Here is a 23,667-nt window from a genome sequence, read left to right on the forward strand (position 1 = left end):
ATGCCGATTACCACCCGCGAGACGCATGCGTGCTGCGGCGGCACGGTCGGATATTACAGCCATCTGTCCGACAGCCTGGGGCTGGAGGCGCGCTTCGCCGTCTTCGTTCCCGATGGCGCGTCCGATGCGGCGCGGGTACCGGTCCTGCATGTCCTGGCCGGCCTGACCTGCACCGAGGAAACCTTCCTGATCAAGGCGAACGCCATCCGCTTCGCCGCCGAATACGGGATCGCGCTGGTGGCCACCGACACCTCGCCGCGCGGTGCCGGCATCGCGGGCGAGGACGACAGCTACGATTTCGGCAGCGGGGCCGGATTCTACCTGGACGCGACCCAGGCGCCGTGGGCGGCGCACTACCGGATGGGACGCTACGTCGCCGAGGAACTGCCCGCGCTGACCGAGGCCCATTTTCCGCTGGACGGTACCCGGCGGGGAATCATGGGCCATTCCATGGGCGGCCACGGGGCGCTGGTCCATGCGTTGCGCGCGCCCGACCGCTGGAAGTCGGTCTCGGCGTTCGCGCCCATCGTGCACCCCGCCGCCGTGCCGTGGGGCGAAAAGGCGTTTTCAGGTTATCTGGGCCCGGACCGCGCCACCTGGGCGGCGCATGACGCCACCCTGCTGCTGCGGGCGGGACGGACGCATCCGACCACCATCCTGGTGGACCAGGGCGAGGCCGACCCGTTCCTGCCCGAACAGTTGCAGCCGTGGCATCTGGAAGAGGCCGCGAAGGCGGCAGGGCAGGGCCTGATCCTGCGCCGCCACGCCGGATACGATCATTCCTACTGGTTCATCCAGTCCTTCATCCAGGATCACCTGACCCATCACGCGGCGATCCTGCGGCGATAGGGGCCTATTCGCCTATAAGGTGCAGGATGATTTCGCGTCGATGGGGCTGGCGGCGGTGTTCGAACAGGTAAAGCCCCTGCCATGTGCCCAGGACCGGCCGCCCGTCGGCAACCGGGATCGAAAGCTGGGTCTGGGTCAGCATGCTGCGCAAATGGGCCGGCATGTCGTCCGGTCCCTCGTCGTCATGAATGTAGCGGCCGGGCGCCTCGGGGACCAGCGCCTCGAAATAGCGCTTGATGTCCTCCAGCACCGTCGGGTCGGCGTTTTCCTGCACGGTCAGCGAGGCCGAGGTATGCCGGCACCATAGCGTCAGCAGGCCGGTTTCGATCCCGGTATCCGCGACCCAGTGCAGGACGTCGCGCGTGAACATCACCAGGCCCTTGCCGTGGGTGGCGATGCTGAGGCGATGCAGGGCCTGGCGCATGGGGATGCTCCCGATAATGTGTCTCTATTTCAGGAAGCCGACGAGGCGTTCGACCTCGCTGACGATCGGCTCGGCAATGGCGTTCGCGCGTGCGGCCCCTTCGCGCAGCACGGCCTGCAGGTGCTCCGGGGCGTCCAGCAGGCGCCTGGTTTCCGCCCCGATGGGCGTCACGGCCGCGACCAGCACGTCGGTCAGCGCCGCCTTGAACGGCCCGAACCCCGTGCCGCCATGGCGGGCCAGCACGTCCGCCACCGTCATGCCGCTCAGAACGGCATAGATCTCCACCAGGTTCCGGGCCTCGGGGCGTGATTGCAGGTCGGCGGGGTCGGTGGGCAGGGGTTCGGGGTCGGTCTTGGCCCGGCGGATCTTCAGCGCGATCGCGTCGGCGTCGTCGGTCATCTCGATCCGGCTCTGGGCCGACGGATCGGATTTGGACATCTTCTTGGTGCCGTCGCGCAGGCTCATGACCCGCGCGGCGCCGGCAGGAATCAGGGCCTCGATCGCCGGGAAGAAGTCCACGCCGTAATCGTGGTTGAATTTCTGTGCGATGTCGTTAGCCAGTTCCAGATGCTGGCGCTGGTCGTCCCCGACGGGCACCCGCGTCGCCTTGTAGGCCAGGATGTCGGCCGCCATCAGGTTGGGGTAGATATACAGGCCGGCCGAATGGTTTTCGCGGTCCTTGCCGGCCTTGTCCTTGAACTGCGTCATCCGGTTCAGCCAGCCCAGGCGCGACACGCAGTTGAAGATCCAGCCCAGCCGGGCATGGGCGCTGACGGCGGACTGGTTGAACAGGATATGGGCCTTGGGGTCGATCCCCGCCGCCAACAGCACGGCGGTCTGGGCCAGCGTCTGCTGGCGCAGCGCCTCAGGGTCCTGCCACACCGTGATGGCGTGCAGGTCCACGAGGCAGAAGATGCACTCATGGTCCTGCTGCAGCGCGACCCAGTTGCGGATCGCGCCCAGATAGTTGCCCAATTGCGGAATGCCGGTCGGCTGAATGCCGGAAAAGATGCGTTGCATGGCCGTTCTTTTCAGGCGTTTCCCCCCGTCCGGTCAAGCCGTCCGGTCCGGGGGGACATGCCGGCTACTGCGGCTTGGAGACACCCAGAAGCTGGATCTTGAAGACCAGCGGGCTGTCCGCCGGGATGATGCCCATCGAGCGATGGCCATACCCCAGTTCCGGCGGAACGTAGAGCATCCAGATATCGCCGACATGCATCAGCGGCAGGCCTTCCATCCAGCCCTTGATGACGCCGTCCAGCGGCATCTGCATATAGGCGCCCTGGCCGTGCTGGTCCGAACTGTCGAAGATGCCGCCTTCGGGCAGGCGGCCTTCGTAGATCACCATCATGACATCGCCCGGAACGGGGCTCTGCCCGTCCTTGGGGCCGGATTTCAGGACCTTGTAGGCCAGGCCGTCGGGCAGCGACTGGACGCCGGGCTCGGCCCGGACCTTGGCCATGAATTGCGCCGGGGTCATCTCCGGCTTGTATTCCTCGGGGCGGCTCCCCCCGCAGGCCGCCAGCGGCAGGGCCAGGGAAGAAGCGAGAAGGAGGGGAATGAAGCGGGACAGACGTTTCATGACACCTCGGTCAGACAGGACGAATGGAACGACATGCGGGACGCGATCCTACAGCGCGCCGCCGCGCCGTCCGATCTGCGCGCCCAGACGCAGACGCAGGGCGTTCAGCTTGATGAAGCCCAGTGCATCGCTTTGATTATACGCCCCTTCGTCGTCTTCGAATGTCACAACGCGGGTATCGTACAGGCTATGGGGGCTTTCCCGCCCGACGCAGATCACATTGCCCTTGTACAGCTTCAGCCGCACGCGTCCGGTCACGGAATGCTGGCTTTCGTCGATCAGGGCCTGGAGCATGCGCCGCTCGGGCGAGAACCAGAAGCCGTTATAGATCAGTTCGGCATAGCGGGGCATCAGGCTGTCCTTCAGGTGCCCGGCCTCGCGGTCCAGCGTGATGGTTTCCATGCTGCGATGCGCCGCCAGCAGGATGGTGCCGCCCGGCGTTTCGTAGATGCCGCGCGACTTCATGCCGACGAAGCGGTTTTCCACCAGGTCCAGCCGCCCGATCCCGTTGGCCTTGCCCAGTTCGTTCAGCCGCGCCAGCAGCGTGGCGGGGGACAGGGTGACGCCGTTCAGCGCCACCGGGTCGCCCGAGACGAAATCGATCGCGATTTCGGTCGCGACGTCCGGCGCGGCCTCGGGCGAGATCGTGCGCTGGAAGACGATTTCATCGGGTGCGACGGCAGGGTCTTCCAGCAGCTTGCCTTCGGACGAGGAGTGCAGCAGGTTGGCATCGACCGAGAACGGGGCCTCGCCGCGCTTGTCCTTCGCGATAGGGATCTGATGTTCCTCGGCGAAGGCCAGCAGCCGCGTGCGCGAGGTCAGGTCCCATTCCCGCCAGGGGGAGATGACCGTCACGTCGGGCTTCAGCGCGTAATAGGCCAGTTCGAAGCGCACCTGGTCGTTGCCCTTGCCCGTCGCGCCATGGGCCACGGCGTCGGCACCCACGGCCTCGGCGATTTCGATCTGGCGCTGGGCGATCAGCGGACGCGCGATGGAGGTCCCCAGCAGGTACTGGCCTTCATACAGCGTGTTGGCGCGGAACATCGGGAAGACGAAGTCCTTGACGAAGGTCTCGCGCAGGTCCTCGACGAAGATTTCCTTCACGCCGAACATTTCGGCCTTCTTGCGGGCGGGTTCCAGTTCCTCGCCCTGGCCGAGGTCGGCGGTGAAGGTGACGACCTCGCACCCGTAGGTGGTCTGCAGCCAGCGCAGAATTACCGATGTATCGAGCCCGCCGGAATAGGCGAGCACGACCTTCTTGACGTCCTTTACGGCCATGGGGAGGACACTCCTGTCGTCGAGGCTGCGCGATGATGCGGCGTTCCGCACCGATGTTCCGGGTCCTAGCACCGGATCGCCGCCGGTGCCAGCGGGCGCGCCGCCAATTCGGCGGCGTGCCTGTGTCCGGGGCTCAGGCCGTGGCGTTCCGGCGCTCGCGCTCGCTTTCCGTCCGCAACTGGCCGCACGCGGCCAGGATGTCGCGCCCGCGCGGCATGCGGATCGGCGAGGCGAAGCCCGCATCCATCACGATCTGGGCGAATTTCGCCAGTTGTTCGCGCGTGGACGGCTTGTAGGCGCTGCCGGGCCACGGGTTGAACGGGATCAGGTTGACCTTCGCGGGGATGCCGGCGATCAGGCGGACCAGTTCGCGGGCTTCGGCCTCGCTGTCATTCACGCCGCGCAACATGATGTATTCGAACGTGATGCGCCGTGCGTTGCTGGCGGTGGGATAGCGGCGGCACGCCGCGATCAGGTCCTCGATCGGATATTTGCGGTTCAGCGGGACGATCTCGTCACGCAGGTCGTTGCGCACCGCGTGCAGCGAGATCGCGAGGTTGATTCCCAGTTCGGACCCGCACTGGTCCATCATCGGGATCACGCCCGAGGTGGACAGGGTAATGCGGCGGCGCGACAGGCCGATGCCCTCGCCATCCATGATGATCTTCATCGCCTTGGCGATGTTCTCGTAATTATACAGCGGCTCGCCCATGCCCATCAGCACGATGGTCGACAGCAGGCGCGGCGTGTCGCCCTTTGGGCTGGGCCATTCGCCGTAGCTGTCGCGTGCCGCCATGAACTGGCCGACGATTTCCGCCGCCCCCAGGTTGCGCACCAGCTTCTGCGTGCCGGTATGGCAGAAGGTGCAGGACAGCGTGCAGCCGACCTGCGAGGAAATGCAGACAGCGCCCCGATCCTCGCGCCGGTCGGGGATATAGACCGTCTCGGCCTCCTGCCCGTCGCGGAAGCGGAAGAGGAACTTGCGGGTCTCGTCCGTCGAGGTCTGCACCATCGCCGCATCGGGCCGGCCGACGACGAAACGCTCGGCCAGCTTCGCCTGCAACGGCTTGGCGATCGAGGACATGCGTGCGAAATCCGTGACGCCCTGGTGATAGATCCAGTGCCACAACTGCTTGGTACGAAAGGGCTTCTCGCCGATTTCCACCAGCGCCTGCGTCAGTTCTTCGCGCGACAGGCCGACCAGTTCGCGCCGTCCGTCGGGCAGCACGCCGGCCGGTGGGGCGAACAGCGCGGATTTTGCCAGAATCCGCTTTCGTTCGACCTCGGTCATCGAGGCCGCCAGTCCGGTTTCGGCGGGCTGCTGGGCGGGGGCGGGAACGGCGGTCATGGACAGGTACTCATGCAACGGACGTGGGCGAAGGGCGGAATCCGCGCTGCCTATCACATCCGGACGCAAATGGGGGAATTACTATCCGTCCCGCCGCGCGGCGATCAGGAATTCGCGGTTGCCTTCCGGGCCCGTGATCGGGCTGGGTTCGATCCCCAGCACCGTCCAGCCGGGCATGGCGGACCACCAGTCGCGGATGGTGGCGCAGACCGCGTCATGGATCGCGGGGTCGCGCACCACGCCCTTTGGCCCCACCGCGTCGCGCCCGGCCTCGAATTGCGGCTTGATCAGGGCCACGGCCCCGGCGCCCGGACGGCACAACGCCAGCCCGGCGGGCAGGACCGTGCGCAGGCCGATGAAGCTGGCATCGCAGACCAGCACGTCGATCGGGTCGGGGATCGTCGTCGCATCCAGCGCGCGGGCGTTGCATTTTTCCAGCACCGTCACGCGCGGGTCGCTGCGCAGCTTCCAGGCCAGTTGGCCATGCCCGACATCGACGGCATAGATTTTTGCCGCGCCGTGCGTCAGCAGGACGTCGGTGAAGCCGCCGGTCGACGCGCCGACATCCAGGCAGATGCCGCCTTCGGGCGACAGGCCGAAATGCGCCAGCGCATGCGCCAGTTTGATGCCGCCGCGCGACACCCAGGGATGATCCTGTCCCTTCAGCCGCAGCGGCGCGTCCTCGGGCAACTGGTCGCCGGCCTTGGCCACGCGCCGGTCGCCCGAAAAGACCAGGCCGGCCAGGATCAGCGCCTGGGCGCGGGTACGGCTTTCCACCAGTCCCCGGTCGACCAGCATCTGGTCCGCGCGTTGCTTGGCCACCTGTGCGCCCCTTCGTTCCTTTCCGGGGGCGGTCAGGCCGTCTGTTGGGACGCGGCAACCCCCAGGGCCTGCATGGCGCATGCGGCGATGGCTGGGGCGTCCAGGCCGGCCTGGTGGTATTGGGCGTCCTGGGTGTTGTGGTCGATGAAGCGGTCCGGCAGGGTCATGGGCCGGAAGCGGATGGTGTCCAGCAGCCCGGTGCGGGCCAGGTGGTGCATGACATAGGCGCCGAAACCGCCCTCGGCGCCGTCCTCGATGGTCAGCAGCACGGCGTGGTTGCGGGCCAGGTTCTCGATCAGCGCGGTATCCAGCGGCTTGGCGAAGCGGGCGTCGGCGACGGTGGGGGCCAGCCCCTGGGCGGCCAGCATGTCGGCGGCCTTCAGCACCTCGGCCAGGCGGGTGCCCAGCGACAGGATGGCGATACCGCCGGTCTCGCGCCCCGACTGGCGGCCCATCTCGCGGATGATGCGGCCGCGGCCGATCTCCAGGATCTCGCCGGCCTCGGGCAGCGCCAGGCCCAGCCCGTTGCCGCGCGGGTAGCGCAGGGCGATCGGCCCGGCATCGAAGGCGCAGGCGGTCGCCGTCATGTGCAGCAGTTCCAGCTCGTCGCTGGGGGCCATGATGGTCATGCCCGGCAGGCAGCCCAGATAGTTGATGTCGAACGCCCCGGCATGGGTGGCGCCGTCGGCGCCGACCAGCCCGGCGCGGTCGATGGCGAAGCGCACCGGCAGGTTCTGCAGCACCACGTCATGCATCACCTGGTCGTAGGCGCGCTGCAGGAAGGTGGAATAGATGGCGCAGAACGGCCGCAGCCCCTCGGTCGCCATGCCGGCGGCGAACGTCACCGCATGCTGTTCGGCGATGCCGACGTCGAAGAAGCGGTCGGGGCAGGCGCGGGCGAAGGCGTCCAGCCCGGTGCCCGAGGGCATGGCGGCGGTGACGGCGACGATGGTGTCGTCCTGCTTCGCCCGGCGCACCAGCTCGCGGCTGAACACCGAGGTATAGCTGGGCGGTCCCGGCGGGGCCTTCTTCTGCTCGCCGGTCACCACGTTGAACTTGGCCACCGCGTGGTACTTGTCACCCGCCGATTCGGCCGGGCGGTAGCCGCGTCCCTTCTCGGTGAGGATGTGCAGCAGGATCGGGCCCTTGTCGTCGGCGTCGCGCAGGTTGCGCAGGATCGGCACCAGCTGGTTCAGGTCGTGGCCGTCGACCGGGCCGACGTAGTAGAAGCCCAGCTCCTCGAACAGGGTGCCGCCGGTGATCATGCCGCGGGCATATTCATCGGCCTTCTTGGCGGTGCGCTCCAGCCGCTCGGGCAGGCGGCGGGCCACCTTGCCGGCCAGGTCGCGCAGGCCGAGGAACTGGCGCGAGGACATCAGCCGCGACAGGTAGTTGGACATGGCGCCGACCGGGGGCGCGATCGACATCTCGTTGTCGTTCAGCACCACGATCAGCCGCCCGGCGCCGGGACCGGCGACCGAGGCGTTGTTCATCGCCTCGTAGGCCATGCCGGCGGAAATCGAGCCGTCACCGATGACGGCGACGACGTTGCGCTCGCGATAGGCGGGGTCGTGCTCGGCGCGCAGGTGGTGCGCCACCGCCATGCCCAGCCCGGCGGAGATCGAGGTCGAGGAATGGGCGGCGCCGAACGGGTCGTATTCGCTCTCGCACCGGCGGGTGAAGCCCGACAGGCCGCCGGGCTGGCGCAGGGTGCGGATGCGCTCGCGCCGTCCGGTCAGGATCTTGTGCGGATAGGCCTGGTGGCCGACATCCCAGATCACCCGGTCGGCCGGGGTGTCGAACACCGCGTGCAGCGCCACCGTCAGCTCCACCACGCCCAGCGACGCGCCCAGGTGCCCGCCGGTGGTGGATACCGCGTCCACCGTCTCGGCCCGCAATTCCTCGGCCAGCTGCTTCAGCTGCTCCACCGACAGGTTCCGCAGGTCCTCGGGATACGCCACCCGGTCCAGCAGCGGAAAGCGGCCACGCGTCGGAACCGAGCCCCCCGGCTGTGCGCCTGTGTTCTGTTCGGACATGATACTCAGCTCCTGCGATCGACCACGTACTGGACGAGATTCCGGAGCCTGTCGGCTTCGGCACCGAAAACATCAAGATGCGATTCGGCCTGTTCGGCCACACGCCGCGCCTCGCGCGCGGCGCCGTCGACGCCCAGCAGGGCGACATAGGTGGATTTGCCCGCGGCCTGGTCCTTGCCGGCGGTCTTGCCCAGTTCCTCGGCGCTGGCCGTGGCGTCCAGCACGTCGTCGGCGATCTGGAAGGCGGCGCCCAGGTCGCGCCCATAGGCCGCGATGCGCGCGCGCGCCGGCAGGTCCGCGTCGCCCAGGATCGCCCCGGCTTCCGCCGCGTAGCGGATCAGGCAGCCGGTCTTCAGCGCGTGCAGGCGCTCGACCTCGGGCAGCGAAAGGGCGCGGCCCTCGCCATCCATGTCGATCATCTGGCCGCCGACCATGCCGGCGGCGCCCGACGCGGCGGCCAGCGCCGCGACCAGGCCGATGCGGATGGTGGCGCTGGGGTGGGTCGCGGTGTCCGTCAGGATCTCGAAGGCCATGGTCTGCAGGGCATCACCGGCCAGGATGGCGGTGGCCTCGTCGAATTTCCTGTGCGTCGAAGGCTGGCCGCGGCGCAGGTCGTCATTATCCATCGCCGGCAGGTCGTCATGCACCAGTGAATAGGCATGCAGCATCTCGACCGATGCGGCGACCCGATAGGCCCGGGCGGGCTCCACGCCGAACAGGCTTGCGACCTCCGCCGTCAGGTAGCCGCGCAGCCGCTTGCCGCCGCCCAGCGTCGCATAGCGCATCGCGTCCACCACCCGGCCTTCGGCGCCCGGCACCGGCGGAAGAAGGCTGTCGATCGCGGCCTCGATGGCCGTCGCCCTGTTCGACAGGGAGGACCGCAGCAGGCTGGCGCGATCCGCGGAGTTCTCCATGTGGGCTGTCGCAGTTGTCTGGCTCATCGGCGCATCAATCCATAGATTTCGTCTCCAGCGCGCCATCGGCGCGCTGGATAATCGCCTGAACGCGGGCGTCGGCCTCGTTCAGCTTGGTGTCGCAATATCGTCTCAGGGCCGCACCCCGCTCATAGGACGCGATGGCGTCCTGAAGCCGCAACTGCCCGCCTTCCAACTGACGCACGATCTCTTCCAACTGGGCGAGGGCGTCTTCGAAGGAGAGCTGGGACAGGTCTTCCGTCATGGGTGCGATACTTCCATCATGAGGCGGAGGAATTACTCCCTGCCGGGCGCTTCTGCCAAGGGCGTAGGGGATATGACATGAATTTGTGCAGCTTGTGGCATTTGGGCCACGTCTTTGGAACGAATGCGAAAATAAGCCGTCTAACTGCCGGGATCGGTGGCCGGTGCCTGCTCGGGACGGCGGCGGATGACGAAGGAAAGCACGCCCGCATCCTCGCCGAACGCGATCAGCGCATGGCCGGTCTCGCGGCAAAAAGCCTGGAAATCCGCCACACTGGCGCGGTCGGTGGCCACCACGCGCAGCCGGTCGCCGGGCCGCATGCCGCGCAGGGCCCGGTTGGCCTTCAGTACGGGAAGGGGGCAGCTCAGCCCTTTGACGTCGAGCACGGTCTCGCTCATGACATGGAATCTCCGGAGGCAAGGGCGCCGGGGGAGGGTGGAAACGCCCGCTTACCGGCTGTCTTTACGACATGGACCGACACACCATAAAAGAATCAGCCTCCATAGAAAATATCACGGATTACGGGATGGACATGACCGACTATCGGATCGGGATCGATTTCGGCGGGACCAAGATCGAGATTGCAGCTCTGGCCCGTAAGGACGGGCAGGAACTCGTCCGGCGGCGCATCGTCAACCCGGGCTATTATGACGGCGCGATCACCGCCATCCGCGACCTCGTCGCGGGCGTGGACACGGAACTGGGCGGCCAGGGGACCGTCGGGATCGGCATTCCGGGTTCGATCAGCCCAGACACCGGCGTCATCAAGAACGCCAACGCGACGTGGCTGAACAACCAGCCGTTCGGCCGCGACCTGACCGCCGCCGTGGGGCGCGAGGTCCGGGTCGAGAACGACGCCAACTGCTTCGCCCTGTCCGAGGCCGTGGACGGCGCGGGCGCGGGATTCGGCGTGGTCCTTGGCGTGATCATCGGCACCGGCATGGGTGCCGGCATCATCGTGAACGGCAAGCTGCTGATCGGCGCCCATCACATTGCCGGGGAATGGGGACACGTGCCGCTGCCCTGGCCGCGAATCGAGGAAATGCCGCTGCCCAAATGCTTCTGCGGCAACGAGGGCTGCCTGGAACGCTATCTGAGCGGGTCGGCCCTGGCCCAGGACTGGAAGGGACCGGGCAACCGCAGCACCGCCGGGATCGAAAGCGCGGCCGAGGACGGGGACCAGACGGCGATCGGGGCGCTGGACCGCTATATGGACCGCATGGCGCGGGCCTGCGCCATGGCGATCAACTTCCTCGACCCCGACGTCATCGTGCTGGGGGGCGGCGTATCCAACCTGCAATCGATCTATGACCGCGTGCCGCTGCTGATGCCGCGCTACGTCATCACGCCGCGCTGCAATACGCCGATCGTGCGCAACCGCCACGGCGACAGCTCCGGCGTGCGAGGCGCGGCCTGGCTATGGTCGGGAGACGAGGGTGTCGGCCCGTAAACGCGCCCTGGTGGCGATCCGACGCGGATTTGCTGCGCTCCGGTGCTCACGGCCCATCAGGCCGCTCCGCTCCGGTGCTCGCAGACCCACGCCGGACCAACACCGGGGTGTAATCTGAGGCGCGCCTGGGCGTGCCGGGGCTAGGGTGCCTCCACGTCGTCCTGGCTGATCCGCTCGGGGCGGAAGCCGGTGGCGACCACGTAGAGTTCACTTGATTCCTTCCGGCTGGCCGGGGGCTTGGCGTGGCGGACGGTGGCGAAGGCCTGTTTCATCGGGGCGAGCATCTGCTTCTCCGACCCGCCCTGGAAGACCTTGGCGACGAACCCGCCGCCGGGGGCCAGGACCTTCACCGCGAAATCCAGCGCCAGTTCCGCCAGCCCGATGATGCGCAGATGGTCGGTCGGGGCGTGGCCGGTCGTGTTGGGCGCCATGTCCGACAGGACCAGGTCGGCCGGACCGCCCAGCAGGTCGATCAGCCGGGCCGGCATGTCGGGGTCGTTGAAATCGCCCTCAATGATCGTGGCGCCGGCCACCGGATCGACCGGCAGCAGATCGACGCCGACCACATAAGCCGCGCCGCGCTTCACCGCGACCTGGGTCCAGCCGCCGGGGGCGGCGCCCAGGTCGATCACGCGCATGCCGGGGCGGATCAGGTGGAACCGGTCGTCCAGTTCGATCAGCTTGAACGCGGCGCGGGACCGCCAGCCCTGCTTGCGGGCCGCCTGCACATACGGATCGTTCAACTGGCGGTTGAGCCACCGCTGCTGCGCGGTCGTGCGGCCGCGTGCCGTGCGCAGCGAAACGGCCTGGTTGCGGGTCGATTGCGCGGCACCGGAATCCGCCTGGGCGCTGGCGCCGCCAGGGGTCGTGCTGCTGGTCAGTGCCTTGCCGGGAACCCGCTTCTTGCCGCCACCGGCGGGGGGGCGACGCTTCATGGATGCGACACGCCCACCGAGGATAGCGAGGACGGGGCGAAGGGAAGGGAGGAAGGCAGCGAGGGAAGAGCCATCGCGGTCGAATCGTGCATCATGCGCAGCAGCATACCATCGCGCAGGCCGCGGTCCGCCACGACGATATCGGATACCGGCCAGATTTTATGAATCGCCTCAAAGATCGCGCATCCGGGCAGGACATAGGCCGCCCGGTCCGGACCGACGCAAGGATGCTGGCGCAGGCCCATGGGCCCCATGGCGGCCAGGGTCCGGATGGCCCCCAGGGCCGGGCCGGATTGCAGGATGGTGCCGTCCACCGCCGTGCGGCTGTAGCGGGTCAGCGACAGGGCGATGCTGGCCAGCGTGGTGACGGTGCCGCTGGTCCCCATCAGGCTGACATTGCCCCGGCTGATTTCACGCCCGATGCAATGCACGCGTTCGAACGCGTGCAACTGGCGCGTGACCAGGTCGACCATCCGCTGGTAGCCGTCCTCGGAAAAGGCGGCGTCGCCGAACTGTTCGGCCAGCGTAATCACGCCGGCGGGCAGGCTGAGATAGCCGTTCAGGTCCTGCCGGCGCGATCGGTGGTCCGTGCGGACCCAGGCGATTTCGGTCGAGCCACCGCCGATATCGAACAGCATGGCGCGGGTGCGGGCAGGCGACAGCCGGTCGTCATGCAGCAGCGCCCCGCAGCTTTCCATCACCAGTTCGGCTTCCTCGCGCGGCGAGATGACGGTGATGTCCAGCCCGGTTTCCCGGCGCGCACGGGCGATGAACGCGGCGCCGTTACCCGCGCGGCGGCAGGCCTCGGTCGCCACGGCGCGATAGCGGCGCAGCCGGCGGCGGCCCATCCGCGCGGCGCAGATGCGCAGGGCCTCGATCGTGCGGTCCATGGCATCGCCGCTGAGTTGCCCGGTGCTTTGCAGGCCCTCGCCCAGGCGGACGACGCGGTTGAAGCTGTCGACGACGCGAAACCCGCCCTCGTGGGGGGCGGCAATCATCAGCCGGCAATTGTTGGTTCCGAGGTCGATGGCGCCGTACATGCCGGGCACGCCCTGATTCGCCTTGTACCCCGTGGCATGGGGGAGTCGTGGTCCCTCCTGGCCATCGCGCCAGGACATAGTGTTGTCCATCGGACGGTCCTTTGCCGCTGAATAGGCATATAGTGGGTTCTCAGCCGCGTGCAGGGCAAGACAAATATGCCCGAGGAGACAAAGTTCGGCATAAAGGCGCTTGTCATGCCTCACAGCCGATGCTATCAGCCCCTCACCGCACGGCACCATGTCCGAACAGGTCATGTTGGGGGATAGTTTAGCGGTAGAACTACCGGCTCTGACCCGGTCAGCCCTGGTTCGAATCCAGGTCCCCCAGCCAAATTTTTCCTGATAATCCAGTTCAGCGCGATGGCGACACCGGAAACGGTGTCTTGGATTTTATCGGGGCGCATGGTCATGACCATGCCACCGGATTCCTTTTTCAGATGGTCGAGACCTCAGCCCCGACGCGATCCGCGTGGCTTACGGGGTCGCGGCCTGTGTTGCCGCCGTGGATGCATCGGCGATGGTCAGCCGGTTGCGGCCGGTCCGTTTGGCGACATACAGGGCCTGGTCGGCGCGGGACATCAGGGCGTTGCGGTCTTCCCCCGCCTCGCGGCAGGCAATGCCCGCGCTGATCGTGACCTGCAACCGCACCCCGGTCGGCAGGTCGATCGATTCCGCCGATACCGCGCGCACCACCCGGCGGATCAGGCTGATCGCCCGGTCGCGGCTTTCGCTCGTGATCAGGACCGCGAATTCCTCGCCGCCGATCCGTGCGACCATGTCGGTGTCCCGCAGGGTCGCACGCACCACCGTGGCGACGCGGCGCAGGACGATGTCTCCGATGGGGTGGCCGTACTTGTCGTTGATCGACTTGAAATGGTCCAGGTCCAGCATCGCCGCCGCGACCACCGAGGATGCCGCAGCCATCTGCCCGTCCAGCACCTGAAAGAAGGCGCGTCGATTGGGCAGGCCGGTCAGTTCGTCGGTGTTGGCGGCCTGTTCATAGGCGGCGGCGATCTGGCGATTGTGCGCGTCCAGCGTCAACTGGTCCGTCACGTCGCGGATCAGGCCGCCAAACCCTTCGCCCTCGCCCAGCCGGTGGGCCAGGATTTCGACATGCCGGACGGTTCCGTCGCGGCGATAGATGCTGACGACCTGGCGCAGGTCGTCGCGGCTGCCGGACTGCAATTCGGCCTGCGCCTGGGCCAGGGCGGCGCGGTCCTCGATCACGACGGCGTCCAGCATGGGCTGACCCAGCCGCTTGTCCACCGAAATGCCGGACATCTGTTCATAGGCCGGGTTGAGATAGCTCCAGCATCCCGCGTCGTCGACGCGGAACAGTACGTCGCCGACCCGGTCGGCCAGATGATGGAAATCCTGCAGCCGCTGCTGGGCCAGCGATGCCTTCTGGTCGCGCTGGGTCAGCACGGCGCCCAGGGGCAACGCACAGAAGAAGATCGTCGCCAGGTCGAGCTGGAAGACATAGACCTTCAGTGCGGCCGGCCCGTGGAGCATGGTAACGGCCCCCGCGCCGGTAAACATGAAGAAACTGCCGATCATGGTAATGATGGCGACCGACATCGCGGCCCCCTTGGCGTAGAGATGGAAGGTCGCCAGCAACAGGGGTGGCAGCAGCAGGAACTGCAGCGGAAAGCGCGACTGCCCGAATACGACCACCGACATGCAGGCCACCAGGACCATCAGGCCCAGTACCGTCAATCGCCGGGGGGCGTTGCGCCGGATTTCACGCCCTTCGCCGTCGGGCATGAGGGCCAGCAGCATGGGAACCGTGATCAGCAGGCCGGGCAGGTGCGCCATCATCCAGATGGCGCTTCCCCCCAGCCAGTCGCGCCCTTCGCCAAGGAACAGCGCCCCTCCGGCAATGACCGACGAGCATGCGACGGACACGAAGATCGCGATCGCAAACCGGAACGCCCAGTCGACCTGTTCGAAGAAGCCCGACACCGGACTGATCCGGTGGACCAGGACGGCCGCCATCATGACCTCGACCGTGTTCGCCACGCTGAAACCGACGCTGGTGGTCCATCCCCGGCCATCCAGCAGATTGACCAGGCTGGACAGCACAAACAGCAGCGGGGGATAGATCCGGTGGTCGAAGGCGGGCATGCGCAGGATGGCCATGACCAGGATCGCATTGGCCGGCCAGATCATCGAGACGCTTCCGCCGTGACGGGTCCAGGTGACGCTGGCGAGCGCGCAGATACTCCAGATGACGCAGAACAGCAGGGTCGATAGTGTGTTCCTGATAAAAAAGACGCCCGTCATCTTTCACGACCCGATCATGCTTCCTTTCGTAATATCACCAAAACCATTTCCGAAAAATGAGGGACAGGATCGGAAATATCCTGTCGAGACGCGACCCGGGTATACTCGTTACGCGCATCGCTCGTCCGGCTGCGGGGGCATGCGCAACCGGACGACGGGCATCACGCCATGACGGACGGGTCACCCCGATCGCGGGCCTATTGCGGCAGCCCGTAACGGGCCACGGCGCGGTCCAGCGTCACGGCATTCACGTCCTTGACCGCCCGCATGACGGCGTCGCGCCGGCAGTCCGATCGCTCGATGGCACGGCGCATCTCCTCGGCGATCGCATTGTTGTCGCCACAGGCCTCCAGCGCCGCGCGGTCCAGGCGGGTAACCAGGTGCCGCGCGCGCCACAGCGTCTCCACGTCCGCCCGATGGAAGAAGACCGGCACGCGGCGGATTTCCCCCTCGACCGTGACGCGTTCGGCGTTCGCCGCGTTGTCCTGGGCTCTGGTCCCATGCGGCAGGGCGAGGGGCAGTACCCCCATCAGAAGAGACAGGCCGATCCCCACACCCCTGCGATGCGGGCGCTGCGTGGCGGGCGTGCCAATGGTGCCGCATTCCTTGCGTGTCGCCCCGGCCATCCATGCTGGAATTGTCATGACTCACATCCTACAGGCCTTGCCTGGAATTCCGTCCAAAGCATCGAACCGCCGGAAAGGTCCGGCGAACCCGCCCCGAACCCCGAGTCAATGGGTATTCCCCTGGAAGAGAACCAGATCGTCCGTCGCCGGGCCATGGCCGGCGACCCGCAGGACGTGCATGGCGGCGGGGAATGGCGGCCGGTGCCGTGGCCCCATCGCGCCGGGACAATCCCTATGTTTTTCTCTTATCGGAGAGTTCGCCCGTAATCTCCATGGGAGGGGAGGCCGTCACGGGTTGGAAAGTGTGGATCAGGTCTTTTCGTAAGATGCGTCCGAAGGCTGCGCGAAATTCGCTCTCGGTTACGCCGTGTTCATTCATGAGCTGTTCAAGCTGTGTCCACAGATAGTCGCTTTTTTCGGCAAATTTCGGGAATTCCACCATGTAGGGCCGCACGCCGAACAGGGTCAGGCCCCACATGATCTTGTAGAACTGGATGGCAAGTATGGATTCCTGTTCGTCGTGCGTGCGTGTGAGCCACAGCCCTCCCGGATATTCGATTTCGGGGTCGAAGCCGGTCCGGGCCGCATCTCTCGTCACACGGCGTCGGCTTTCCGCGGCGGAGTAGAGATTTCGCATCGGCACGATCGCGGCATGGATTTTGACCTGACCCTCCTGCACCATCGGCAGCAGCAGGTCCGCATAGTTCGGAGATTTGAGGACGTAAGGGCTTTCAGGGCCAAAATCCAGGTTCTCAAGTCCGGCATGCGAGATGGGATCCACCTCTTTCATGGCCTGTTCGAAAGTATAGCCCGTATGGAAGTCGAGCGCAGTAAAGAGCTGCATAAGCATTGTCGTGCCCGCGCGTCCGGTACCGGTAATAAGAATCTTGCTGCGCCCGTCAGGTGTTCCATGACGGGAAAGATTTTTCTTCTTCGGCCATCCGAACATAATCTGGATCTCTCACGCTTCTGTCTGGAACGGATCGTGACGAGACGGACTCATCTCACCGTATAAAAATGATTTGAAAATAAAGACTTGGAGTGCAAGGTCGGCTTTACCCAATCATGGCCCGCATGGCAGTGCGAGTATGGTAAAGTCCAGAGATATCAATGGATTTCTGGAGGGTCGGTGGTGCCGGGTGAGGGATTTGAACCCCCGGCCTTCGGTTTACAAAACCGCTGCACTACCGCTGTGCTAACCCGGCAACGACATGAACGGGAACGCGGGATCGTCGCGATGCGAGATCTGTCGACCGGCGGCAGGGCGCGATCGTGTTCCCGTATGCGCCTTTCTGCCTTTCCCGCCGCCATGGGTCAAGGGTTGGGTCGGGCGCCTGCCATATTCATGCCGGTTTTATCCTGTTGGAAGGGGCGCAGGGAAAAGGGGCGTCGTCTCCGGGAAACCGGAAGGCCGCTGCGCCGTTTTTTGAAACTGGAGGCCGGGTCGAACCCGGCCCGCGACTGAGACGAGTATTCTGGATTTCTAATGATGCTGAATTCGACAATCATCGAAATCGATGGCATTTTCCTGGGCACGGCGATCCTGGTCGCCGGTAGCCGCCTTCTGCGGTTCTATGCCGTTCATGACAGCGTCCGCGCGCTGCACAACCAGGTCCTGCCGGACCTGGCGGCGCTGCGCCACGCGGTGGGCCTGCATTTCCGCCGGGTCCTGAAGCGGCGGGGCCGCCCGGACCAGGGCTGCTGAATCAGGGCGGCGGACTTAGGGGGGGCTTGCGTCAGGGCTGCTGGTACAGCAGCCGGGCGCGGATCGTGCCCTTTAGGTTGCGCAACCGGGCGAGGATGCGATTGTCCTTGTCGATATCCCGGCCGGTATCGGCCTCGACCACCACATAGCCCAGCTCGCCGTCGGTCTGCAGGTACTGGGCGGTGATGTTGCTGTTCTCGCTCATGAAGATCTCGTTGATCTGCAGCATGATGCCGGGAACATTGCTGTGGACGTGCATGAAGCGCGTGCCGCGCGGGCTTTCGGGCAGTTGCACCGTCGGGAAATTGACCGCGCCGAGGGTCGAGCCCACATCGGAATATTCGATCAGCTTGCGCGCCACCTCGACGCCGATCCGCTCCTGCGCCTCGGCGGTGGAGCCGCCGATATGCGGGCTCAGGATCACGTTTTCCAGGCCCTGCAGCGGCGAGACGAACTTGTCCCCGGCGCCCTTGGGTTCGACGGGGAATACGTCGATCGCGGCACCCAGCAGATGGCCGTCGCGCAGGGCCGCCGCCAGCGCCTCCAGGTCCACGACATTGCCCCGGGCATTGTTGATCAGGAACGAACCGGGCTTCATCGCGCGGATCTGCTCCGCGCCGATCAGGTTCGCGGTGCTGGCCAATTGCGGGACATGCAGGCTGACCACGTCGCTCTGCGCCAGCAGGTCGTTCAGCGTTTCCACCGGGCTGGCGTTGCCGTGCACCAGCTTGTCGATCACGTCGAAATAGATCACCCGCATGCCGAACGCCTCGGCCAGGACGGACAATTGCGAGCCGATGGAGCCGTAGCCCACGATACCCAGCGTCTTGCCGCGGACTTCCCAGCTATTGGCGGCCGATTTGTTCCAGTCGCCGGCATGACACTGCACGGATTTGGGGAAGATCCGCCGCATCAGCATCACGATCTCGCCCATCACCAGTTCGGCGACCGAGCGGGTGTTGCTGAACGGGGCGTTGAAGACCGGAATGCCATGGGCGCGCGCGGCGGGCAGGTTGACCTGGTTGGTCCCGATGCAGAAGCACCCCACGGCGATCAGGCGATCGGCGGCGGCGATCATGTCCTCGGTCAACTGGGTGCGGGAGCGGATTCCCACGATGTGAACACCTTCCAGCGCCTTGCGCAGGGCCGCGCCCTCCAGCGCCTTGGACAGGCGCGTGACGTTTTCGTACCCATTGGCCTTCAGCAGCGCCACGGCGCTGTCATGAATGCCTTCAAGCAGCAGAATGCGGATCTTGTCCTTGGGAAGGGACAGGTGGCTGGTGGTCTCGCTGCTCATGTCGAATACTCGCGCCTATTCGAAGAAGATGTCGCTCCTATCCGATCGACGGATAAATGCCTAGGGGCGACGTGGACATCGGTGCCATGTGGTGCGGCCGTCAGGCCGGCGCCATCATGCGTGCTTGGGGCTGCCCGTGGTCAGCAGCGACACCACGCCGGGCAGCAGCGCCGGGTCGCCCACCGCCAGTACCGTGCCGTCGCTGTCGGCGTGCAGGGGCCTGCCGTGCCAGTCGGTGACGCGGCCGCCCGCGCCCTCGATCACCGGGACCAGCGCGGCCCAGTCCCAGATCTTCATCGTGCATTCCGCGATGATGTCGACCTGTCCCAGCGCCAGCAGGCCGTAACTGTAGCAGTCTCCACCCCACGTGACACGCTTTGCGTGCCGGCGCAGGGCATCCCAATGCGGTGTGGGCGCGTCGGCGATCATCTCGGGCGAGGTGCAGGACAGTTCCGCCAGGCCGATTTCGGGGCATTCGCGGGTGCCGGCGGTGCCGGGCCAGCGGGATTCATAACGCGTGGGCCGGCCCCGCACGCCGATCCAGCGTTCCCCGGTAACGGGCTGGTCGATGATGCCCAGCACCGGCTCCCCGTCCTGAAGCAACGCGATCAGCGTGCCGAAGATCGGCCGCCCGGTCAGGAAGGCGCGGGTGCCGTCCACCGGGTCGATCACCCAGCAATAACGCGCACCACCGCGTTCCAGGCCGAATTCCTCGCCCAGGACTGCGTGGTCCGGCAGGCGTTCGGCCAGCACGGCGCGAATGGCGCGCTCGGCCGTGCGGTCGGCGATGGTCACGGGGCTCTGGTCGCTCTTGTCGTCGGCGGCGACGCCCATGCGAAAGAACGGGCGGATGACGCAGCCCGCGACGTCGGCCGCGGCCATGGCCGCCGCGACCAGCCGGTCGGCGTCATGCGGGGGCAGGGGCGTGGCCAGGGACATGGTCAGTGGGCTCCGTCCGAAAGCGTGTGCAGGAAGGCGATGATCGCGGCCCGGTCGGCGGCATCCGCCACGCCGGGGAAGGCCATGCGGGTGCCGGGGGCGAAGCGGCCCGGCCCTTCCAGCCAGGACGACAGGGCGTCGTCGGTCCAGCGCTCGGCCTTGTGCGCCGCCAGCGCCGCCGAAAATTCATAGCCCGGCATGTCGCCGATCGCGGTCCCCGGCACGCCGTACAGGTCCGGGCCGATCATCGCCGGTCCGTCCTTGGCGAAGCTGTGGCACATCGCGCACATGCGTGCCGCCAGGGCCTGCCCGGCCTTGGGGTCGGCGTGGGCGACGGCATCGGCGATCGAGGGCGGGGCAGCCGCCGGACCGGAGGCATCGGCCGCCACCGCCGGCTGGGGCAGGACGAAGGCGGGGTGTCCGGGCGTGCCGGACGGAATGGCCACATAGCCGGCCCAGGCACTTGCCCCCAGCGCCAGGGCGGCCACCAGGATGGCGGCTCCGATACGGTTGACGTCCTTGCTGTCCATCCAGGCCTCGATGCTCCTTCTCCGAAAATCGCCTATGAATTTCGGAGGCAGGACACTAGACTGCGGGCCGCCTTGTGTGAAGCATTGCCGGATCGTTCCGTCAGGATCGCATCCCATGTCTGCGAGGTCTCGTGCCCGCACCGGCATTTTTCCATAAGGCCTTCGCTTTCCGCATGAACCCGATCGTCGTCATTCCCGCCCGCATGGCCTCTACACGGCTGCCGGGCAAGCCGCTGGCCATGATCGGCAAGCTGCCCATGATCCTGCATGTCCTGGCGCGGGCCCGGGCGGCCGATATCGGGCCCGTCATCGTCGCGGTGGCGGAAACCGAACTGGCGCGCGTTGTCGAGGACGCGGGCGGCACGGCGGTCCTGACCGACCCGGCGCTGCCCTCGGGGTCCGACCGGGTGTGGCAGGCGGTGCGGGCGGCCGATCCGGCCGGGCGGCACGATGTCGTCGTGAACCTGCAGGGCGACCTGCCCGGGGTGGCGCCGCCGACGCTGGCCGCGTCCCTGCTGCCGCTGGCCGATCCCGCGACCGATATCGGCACGCTGGTCTGCCCGGTGGCCGACGCCGGGGAGGCCGCGCGCGATTCGGTGGTGAAGGTCGCCTGCGCCTTTGCCGACGACGATGCGCGAACGGTGGCCCGGGCGCTGTATTTCTCGCGCGCCGCCGTGCCGTGGGGGGCGGGCGCGCTGTGGCACCATGTCGGGATCTATGCCTATCGTCGCGCGGCGCTGGCCCGCTTCGTCAGCCTGCCGGAAGCGGCGCTGGAGCGGCGGGAGAGGCTGGAACAGCTCAGGGCCCTGGAGGCTGGAATGACGATCGGGTGCTGCCGCATCGGAACCGCGCCGTTCGGCGTCGATACCCCCGACGACCTGGACCGCGCGCGCCGTGTCATGGCGGAGGCGGCATGAGCGGCGTCATCGCCTTCCAGGGGCGGCCCGGGGCCTATTCCGACCTGGCCTGCCGGCAGGCCTATCCGGGATGGACCACCCTGCCGTGCGAAACCTTCGCCGGCGCGATCGCCGCCGTCCATGACGGACAGGCCGACCTGGCCATGCTGGCGTGCGAGAACAGCCTGGCGGGACGGGTGCCGGATATCCACGCCCTGCTGCCCCAGGCAGGGCTGAACATCATCGGCGAGCATTTCCAGCGGGTCGAGCACTGCCTGATGGGCGTCCCCGGCAGCACGCTGGCCGGTGCGCGGCGCGTCCATACCCATCCGGTCGCCATGGCCCAGATCCGGGGCATCATCACCGAACTGAACCTGACCCCGGTGGTGGAATTCGACACCGCCGGATCGGCCGAACTGATCGCGCAATGGGGCAACCCCGAAGACGTGGCCGTGGCGTCGTCGCTGGCGGCCGAACTGAACGGGCTGGTGGTCCTGCGCGGCAATGTCGAGGACGCGGCCCACAACACCACCCGCTTCTATGTCGCGTCGCGCACGGCCCTGCGGCCGCCGGCGGGCCGGCCCGGCACGATCACCACGGTCCTGTTCCGCGTCCGCAATGTGGCCGGGGCGCTGTACAAGGTGCTGGGCGGCTTCGCGACCAACGGCGTCAACATGACGCGACTGGAAAGCTACATGCTGGACGGATCGTTCGCCGCGACGCAGTTCCTGATGGAGGTCGAAGGCCACCCCGACGACGCGCCCTTGCGCGGGGCGCTGGCGGAACTGGCGTTCTTTTCCGAAACATCGACGATCCTCGGGGTCTATCCCGGATCGCCCTTCCGGGCCGAACACGCCCAGGGGCAGACGGCCGGGCAGTGACCGGCCGGGACGCCGGGCAGGGCGGGGCGAGGGCGATGGATGGTTGCCTTGCCATGTCGCCCGGCATTAACAGAACAGGCAGGACGGCCATCTGCCGGGAACGGCCCATTTTTCAGACTGCGAGATTCGAGTGGAAACGACCATGTTCAAGGGTTCGATCACGGCCCTGATTACGCCGATGAACGACGACGGATCGCTGGATTTTTCGGGCTTCGGTCGCTTTGTCGACTGGCAGGTCACCGAAGGGTCGTCCGGCGTGGTCCCGGTGGGCACGACGGGCGAGAGCCCGACCCTGACCCACGAGGAACATGCCCGCATCGTCGAATACACCGTCCAGGTCGTGGCGGGCCGGATCCCGGTCATCGCGGGCGCCGGATCGAACAGCACGGCCGAGGCCGTCGGCATGGCGCGGCATGCGAAGAGCGTGGGCGCGGACGGCGTGCTGGTCGTGGCGCCGTACTACAACAAGCCGACGCAGGAAGGGCTGTATCGCCATTTCATGACGGTGGCCGACGCCACGGACCTGCCGCTGATCATCTACAACATTCCCGGACGGTCGGTCGTCGATATCTCGGTCGAGACCATGGCCCGCATGGCGCAGCATGCGCGCATCGTGGGCGTCAAGGACGCGACGGCCAACCTGTTGCGCCCGCTGCAGGTGCGCCGCGCGATCCGCCACAAGCCGTTCACCCAGTTGTCGGGCGAGGACGGGACCGTGGTGTCGTTCCTGGCCGCCGGAGGGGAAGGGTGCATCAGCGTCACCTCGAACATCGCACCGCGCCTGTGCGCGGAACTGCATCGCGCCTGGCAGGACGGGCGGGTGGCCGACGCCATGGCCATCCAGGACCGGCTGTCGGCGGTGCATGATGCCCTGTTCTGCGAGAGCAATCCGGGCCCGGTGAAATACGCCGCCAGCCTGCTGGGCCTGGCCGGCGAGACCTGCCGCCTGCCGCTGGCCCCGCTGGCCGAGGACTCCCGCATGCGGGTGCGTGAGGCGCTGACCGGCGCGGGGCTGTTGAACTAGCATCATGGCGGAAAAGAAAAAGAGCGGCATGATTTCGACCGGGATCGCGGCGCAGAACCGCAAGGGCCGCTTCAACTACACGATCCTGGAAACGCTGGAAGCCGGGATGGTGCTGAAGGGCCCCGAGGTCAAGAGCCTGCGCCTGGGCCGCGCCACGATCAACGAGGCCTATGCCGGCGACCGGGACGGCGAGATCTGGCTGTTCAACAGCTATATCCCCGAGTACCAGGGCGGTGTGCTGTCGCGGTTCGAAACCCGCGCGCCCCGCAAATTGCTGCTGCACCGCAAGCAGGTGGACAAGCTGCTGGGCGCCGTCGCGCGCGATGGCGTGACCCTGGTGCCGCTGGATATCCATTTCAACGCCCGTGGGGTTGCCAAGGTGACGCTGGGTATCGGCGAGGGGCGCAAGAAGGCGGACAAGCGCCAGGCCATTGCCGACCGCGACTGGCAGCGGGACAAGGCGCGGCTGCTGCGCAACAAGGGCAGGGAATAGCCGCAAACGAAACAGGGCCGCCCGAAGGCGGCCCTGTCTGGTGTTCCGGT

25 protein-coding genes and 2 tRNA genes are annotated in these 23,667 nt (G+C 66.9%); 8 read left to right on the forward strand and 19 right to left on the reverse strand.

Features of this window, described 5'->3' with window-relative positions; all coding sequences use genetic code 11:
- Positions 1 to 849: an S-formylglutathione hydrolase gene (gene fghA, locus GDI_RS08815; RefSeq protein ID WP_012225415.1), complete on the forward strand. Its 849-nt coding sequence runs from the start codon at positions 1 to 3 to the stop codon at positions 847 to 849.
- 4 nt (positions 850 to 853) lie between these two features.
- Here fghA and GDI_RS08820 read toward each other — a convergent pair whose 3' ends face one another.
- The 10 genes from GDI_RS08820 to GDI_RS08865 all read right to left on the reverse strand — a co-directional run bounded on the left by GDI_RS08820 (position 854) and on the right by GDI_RS08865 (position 9,916).
- On the reverse strand, positions 854 to 1,273 hold the full coding sequence (locus GDI_RS08820) for a secondary thiamine-phosphate synthase enzyme YjbQ (RefSeq protein WP_012225416.1): 420 nt from the start codon (positions 1,271 to 1,273) through the stop codon (positions 854 to 856).
- A gap of 24 nt (positions 1,274 to 1,297) precedes the next feature.
- Positions 1,298 to 2,293 carry a tryptophan--tRNA ligase gene (gene trpS / locus GDI_RS08825; protein ID WP_012225417.1) on the reverse strand — a complete coding sequence of 332 codons (996 nt, stop codon included), beginning with the start codon at positions 2,291 to 2,293 and terminating at the stop codon, positions 1,298 to 1,300.
- Between the two features lie 64 nt (positions 2,294 to 2,357).
- Positions 2,358 to 2,855, reverse strand: a complete 498-nt coding sequence (locus GDI_RS08830; RefSeq protein ID WP_012225418.1) for an FKBP-type peptidyl-prolyl cis-trans isomerase — start codon at positions 2,853 to 2,855, stop codon at positions 2,358 to 2,360.
- 48 nt (positions 2,856 to 2,903) lie between these two features.
- Positions 2,904 to 4,133: an argininosuccinate synthase gene (locus GDI_RS08835; RefSeq protein ID WP_012225419.1), complete on the reverse strand. Its 1,230-nt coding sequence runs from the start codon at positions 4,131 to 4,133 to the stop codon at positions 2,904 to 2,906.
- A 133-nt stretch (positions 4,134 to 4,266) separates the two neighbouring features.
- Positions 4,267 to 5,481 carry a 23S rRNA (adenine(2503)-C(2))-methyltransferase RlmN gene (gene rlmN / locus GDI_RS08840; RefSeq protein WP_012225420.1) on the reverse strand — a complete coding sequence of 405 codons (1,215 nt, stop codon included), beginning with the start codon at positions 5,479 to 5,481 and terminating at the stop codon, positions 4,267 to 4,269.
- A gap of 81 nt (positions 5,482 to 5,562) precedes the next feature.
- Positions 5,563 to 6,303 (reverse strand): TlyA family RNA methyltransferase, encoded by a 741-nt coding sequence (locus tag GDI_RS08845; RefSeq protein ID WP_012225421.1) that lies wholly within the window; start codon positions 6,301 to 6,303, stop codon positions 5,563 to 5,565.
- A gap of 32 nt (positions 6,304 to 6,335) precedes the next feature.
- On the reverse strand, positions 6,336 to 8,339 hold the full coding sequence (gene dxs, locus GDI_RS08850) for a 1-deoxy-D-xylulose-5-phosphate synthase (protein ID WP_012225422.1): 2,004 nt from the start codon (positions 8,337 to 8,339) through the stop codon (positions 6,336 to 6,338).
- Between the two features lie 5 nt (positions 8,340 to 8,344).
- On the reverse strand, positions 8,345 to 9,280 hold the full coding sequence (locus tag GDI_RS08855; RefSeq protein WP_012225423.1) for a polyprenyl synthetase family protein: 936 nt from the start codon (positions 9,278 to 9,280) through the stop codon (positions 8,345 to 8,347).
- A gap of 7 nt (positions 9,281 to 9,287) precedes the next feature.
- Positions 9,288 to 9,518, reverse strand: coding sequence for an exodeoxyribonuclease VII small subunit (locus GDI_RS08860; protein ID WP_012225424.1), 231 nt, complete (start codon positions 9,516 to 9,518; stop codon positions 9,288 to 9,290).
- 140 nt (positions 9,519 to 9,658) lie between these two features.
- Positions 9,659 to 9,916: a sulfurtransferase TusA family protein gene (locus GDI_RS08865; RefSeq protein ID WP_012225425.1), complete on the reverse strand. Its 258-nt coding sequence runs from the start codon at positions 9,914 to 9,916 to the stop codon at positions 9,659 to 9,661.
- A gap of 134 nt (positions 9,917 to 10,050) precedes the next feature.
- Here GDI_RS08865 and GDI_RS08870 point away from each other — a divergent pair, with 134 nt between their 5' ends.
- Positions 10,051 to 10,968 (forward strand): ROK family protein, encoded by a 918-nt coding sequence (locus GDI_RS08870; RefSeq protein WP_012225426.1) that lies wholly within the window; start codon positions 10,051 to 10,053, stop codon positions 10,966 to 10,968.
- Between the two features lie 140 nt (positions 10,969 to 11,108).
- On the opposite strand, the gene GDI_RS08875 is transcribed toward GDI_RS08870, so the two are convergent.
- Positions 11,109 to 11,903, reverse strand: coding sequence for an RlmE family RNA methyltransferase (locus GDI_RS08875; protein WP_012225427.1), 795 nt, complete (start codon positions 11,901 to 11,903; stop codon positions 11,109 to 11,111).
- Positions 11,900 to 13,033 (reverse strand): Ppx/GppA phosphatase family protein, encoded by a 1,134-nt coding sequence (locus GDI_RS08880; RefSeq protein ID WP_012225428.1) that lies wholly within the window; start codon positions 13,031 to 13,033, stop codon positions 11,900 to 11,902. The genes GDI_RS08875 and GDI_RS08880 overlap by 4 nt, the downstream gene beginning before the upstream one ends.
- A 167-nt stretch (positions 13,034 to 13,200) precedes the next feature.
- On the opposite strand from GDI_RS08880, the gene GDI_RS08885 reads away from it, so the two are divergent.
- A tRNA-Gln gene (locus GDI_RS08885) sits at positions 13,201 to 13,274 on the forward strand.
- Between the two features lie 143 nt (positions 13,275 to 13,417).
- Here GDI_RS08885 and GDI_RS08890 read toward each other — a convergent pair.
- The 4 genes from GDI_RS08890 to GDI_RS08905 form a co-directional block, all read right to left on the reverse strand.
- A complete protein-coding gene (locus GDI_RS08890; RefSeq protein WP_012225429.1) occupies positions 13,418 to 15,226 on the reverse strand; it encodes a sensor domain-containing diguanylate cyclase in 1,809 nt (602 codons plus the stop codon).
- 197 nt (positions 15,227 to 15,423) lie between these two features.
- A complete protein-coding gene (locus GDI_RS08895; protein ID WP_012225431.1) occupies positions 15,424 to 15,870 on the reverse strand; it encodes a UrcA family protein in 447 nt (148 codons plus the stop codon).
- Positions 15,871 to 16,084: 214 nt separating this feature from the next.
- Positions 16,085 to 16,801 (reverse strand): hypothetical protein, encoded by a 717-nt coding sequence (locus GDI_RS08900; RefSeq protein WP_012225435.1) that lies wholly within the window; start codon positions 16,799 to 16,801, stop codon positions 16,085 to 16,087.
- Positions 16,802 to 16,982: 181 nt separating this feature from the next.
- Positions 16,983 to 17,057: transfer RNA gene (locus tag GDI_RS08905), tRNA-Thr, on the reverse strand.
- A gap of 284 nt (positions 17,058 to 17,341) precedes the next feature.
- Here GDI_RS08905 and GDI_RS08910 point away from each other — a divergent pair.
- Positions 17,342 to 17,557 carry a hypothetical protein gene (locus GDI_RS08910; RefSeq protein ID WP_049762973.1) on the forward strand — a complete coding sequence of 72 codons (216 nt, stop codon included), beginning with the start codon at positions 17,342 to 17,344 and terminating at the stop codon, positions 17,555 to 17,557.
- Positions 17,558 to 17,588: 31 nt separating this feature from the next.
- Here the strand turns inward: GDI_RS08910 and serA are convergent, their stop codons facing one another.
- From serA to GDI_RS08925, 3 genes are all read right to left on the reverse strand, one after another.
- Positions 17,589 to 18,854, reverse strand: coding sequence for a phosphoglycerate dehydrogenase (gene serA, locus GDI_RS08915; RefSeq protein WP_012225438.1), 1,266 nt, complete (start codon positions 18,852 to 18,854; stop codon positions 17,589 to 17,591).
- 114 nt (positions 18,855 to 18,968) lie between these two features.
- Positions 18,969 to 19,793: an inositol monophosphatase family protein gene (locus tag GDI_RS08920; protein WP_012225439.1), complete on the reverse strand. Its 825-nt coding sequence runs from the start codon at positions 19,791 to 19,793 to the stop codon at positions 18,969 to 18,971.
- Positions 19,794 to 19,795: 2 nt separating this feature from the next.
- The gene (locus tag GDI_RS08925) at positions 19,796 to 20,323 is read right to left on the reverse strand and encodes a c-type cytochrome (protein ID WP_012225440.1); all 528 of its coding nucleotides are present in this window, start codon (positions 20,321 to 20,323) and stop codon (positions 19,796 to 19,798) included.
- A 173-nt stretch (positions 20,324 to 20,496) separates the two neighbouring features.
- On the opposite strand from GDI_RS08925, the gene GDI_RS08930 reads away from it, so the two are divergent.
- From GDI_RS08930 to smpB, 4 genes are all read left to right on the forward strand, one after another.
- Positions 20,497 to 21,240, forward strand: a complete 744-nt coding sequence (locus GDI_RS08930) for a 3-deoxy-manno-octulosonate cytidylyltransferase (RefSeq protein WP_012552955.1) — start codon at positions 20,497 to 20,499, stop codon at positions 21,238 to 21,240.
- Entirely contained in the window at positions 21,237 to 22,100 is an 864-nt protein-coding gene (locus tag GDI_RS08935) for a prephenate dehydratase (protein WP_012225445.1), read from the forward strand. The genes GDI_RS08930 and GDI_RS08935 overlap by 4 nt, the downstream gene beginning before the upstream one ends.
- Before the next feature lie 142 nt (positions 22,101 to 22,242).
- On the forward strand, positions 22,243 to 23,124 hold the full coding sequence (dapA, locus tag GDI_RS08940; protein ID WP_012552956.1) for a 4-hydroxy-tetrahydrodipicolinate synthase: 882 nt from the start codon (positions 22,243 to 22,245) through the stop codon (positions 23,122 to 23,124).
- Positions 23,125 to 23,128: 4 nt separating this feature from the next.
- Entirely contained in the window at positions 23,129 to 23,617 is a 489-nt protein-coding gene (gene smpB, locus GDI_RS08945) for an SsrA-binding protein SmpB (protein ID WP_012552957.1), read from the forward strand.
- Positions 23,618 to 23,667: the final 50 nt, after the last annotated feature.

Origin of the sequence: Gluconacetobacter diazotrophicus PA1 5 (assembly GCF_000067045.1) — a bacterium.
GTDB lineage: Bacteria > Pseudomonadota > Alphaproteobacteria > Acetobacterales > Acetobacteraceae > Gluconacetobacter > Gluconacetobacter diazotrophicus.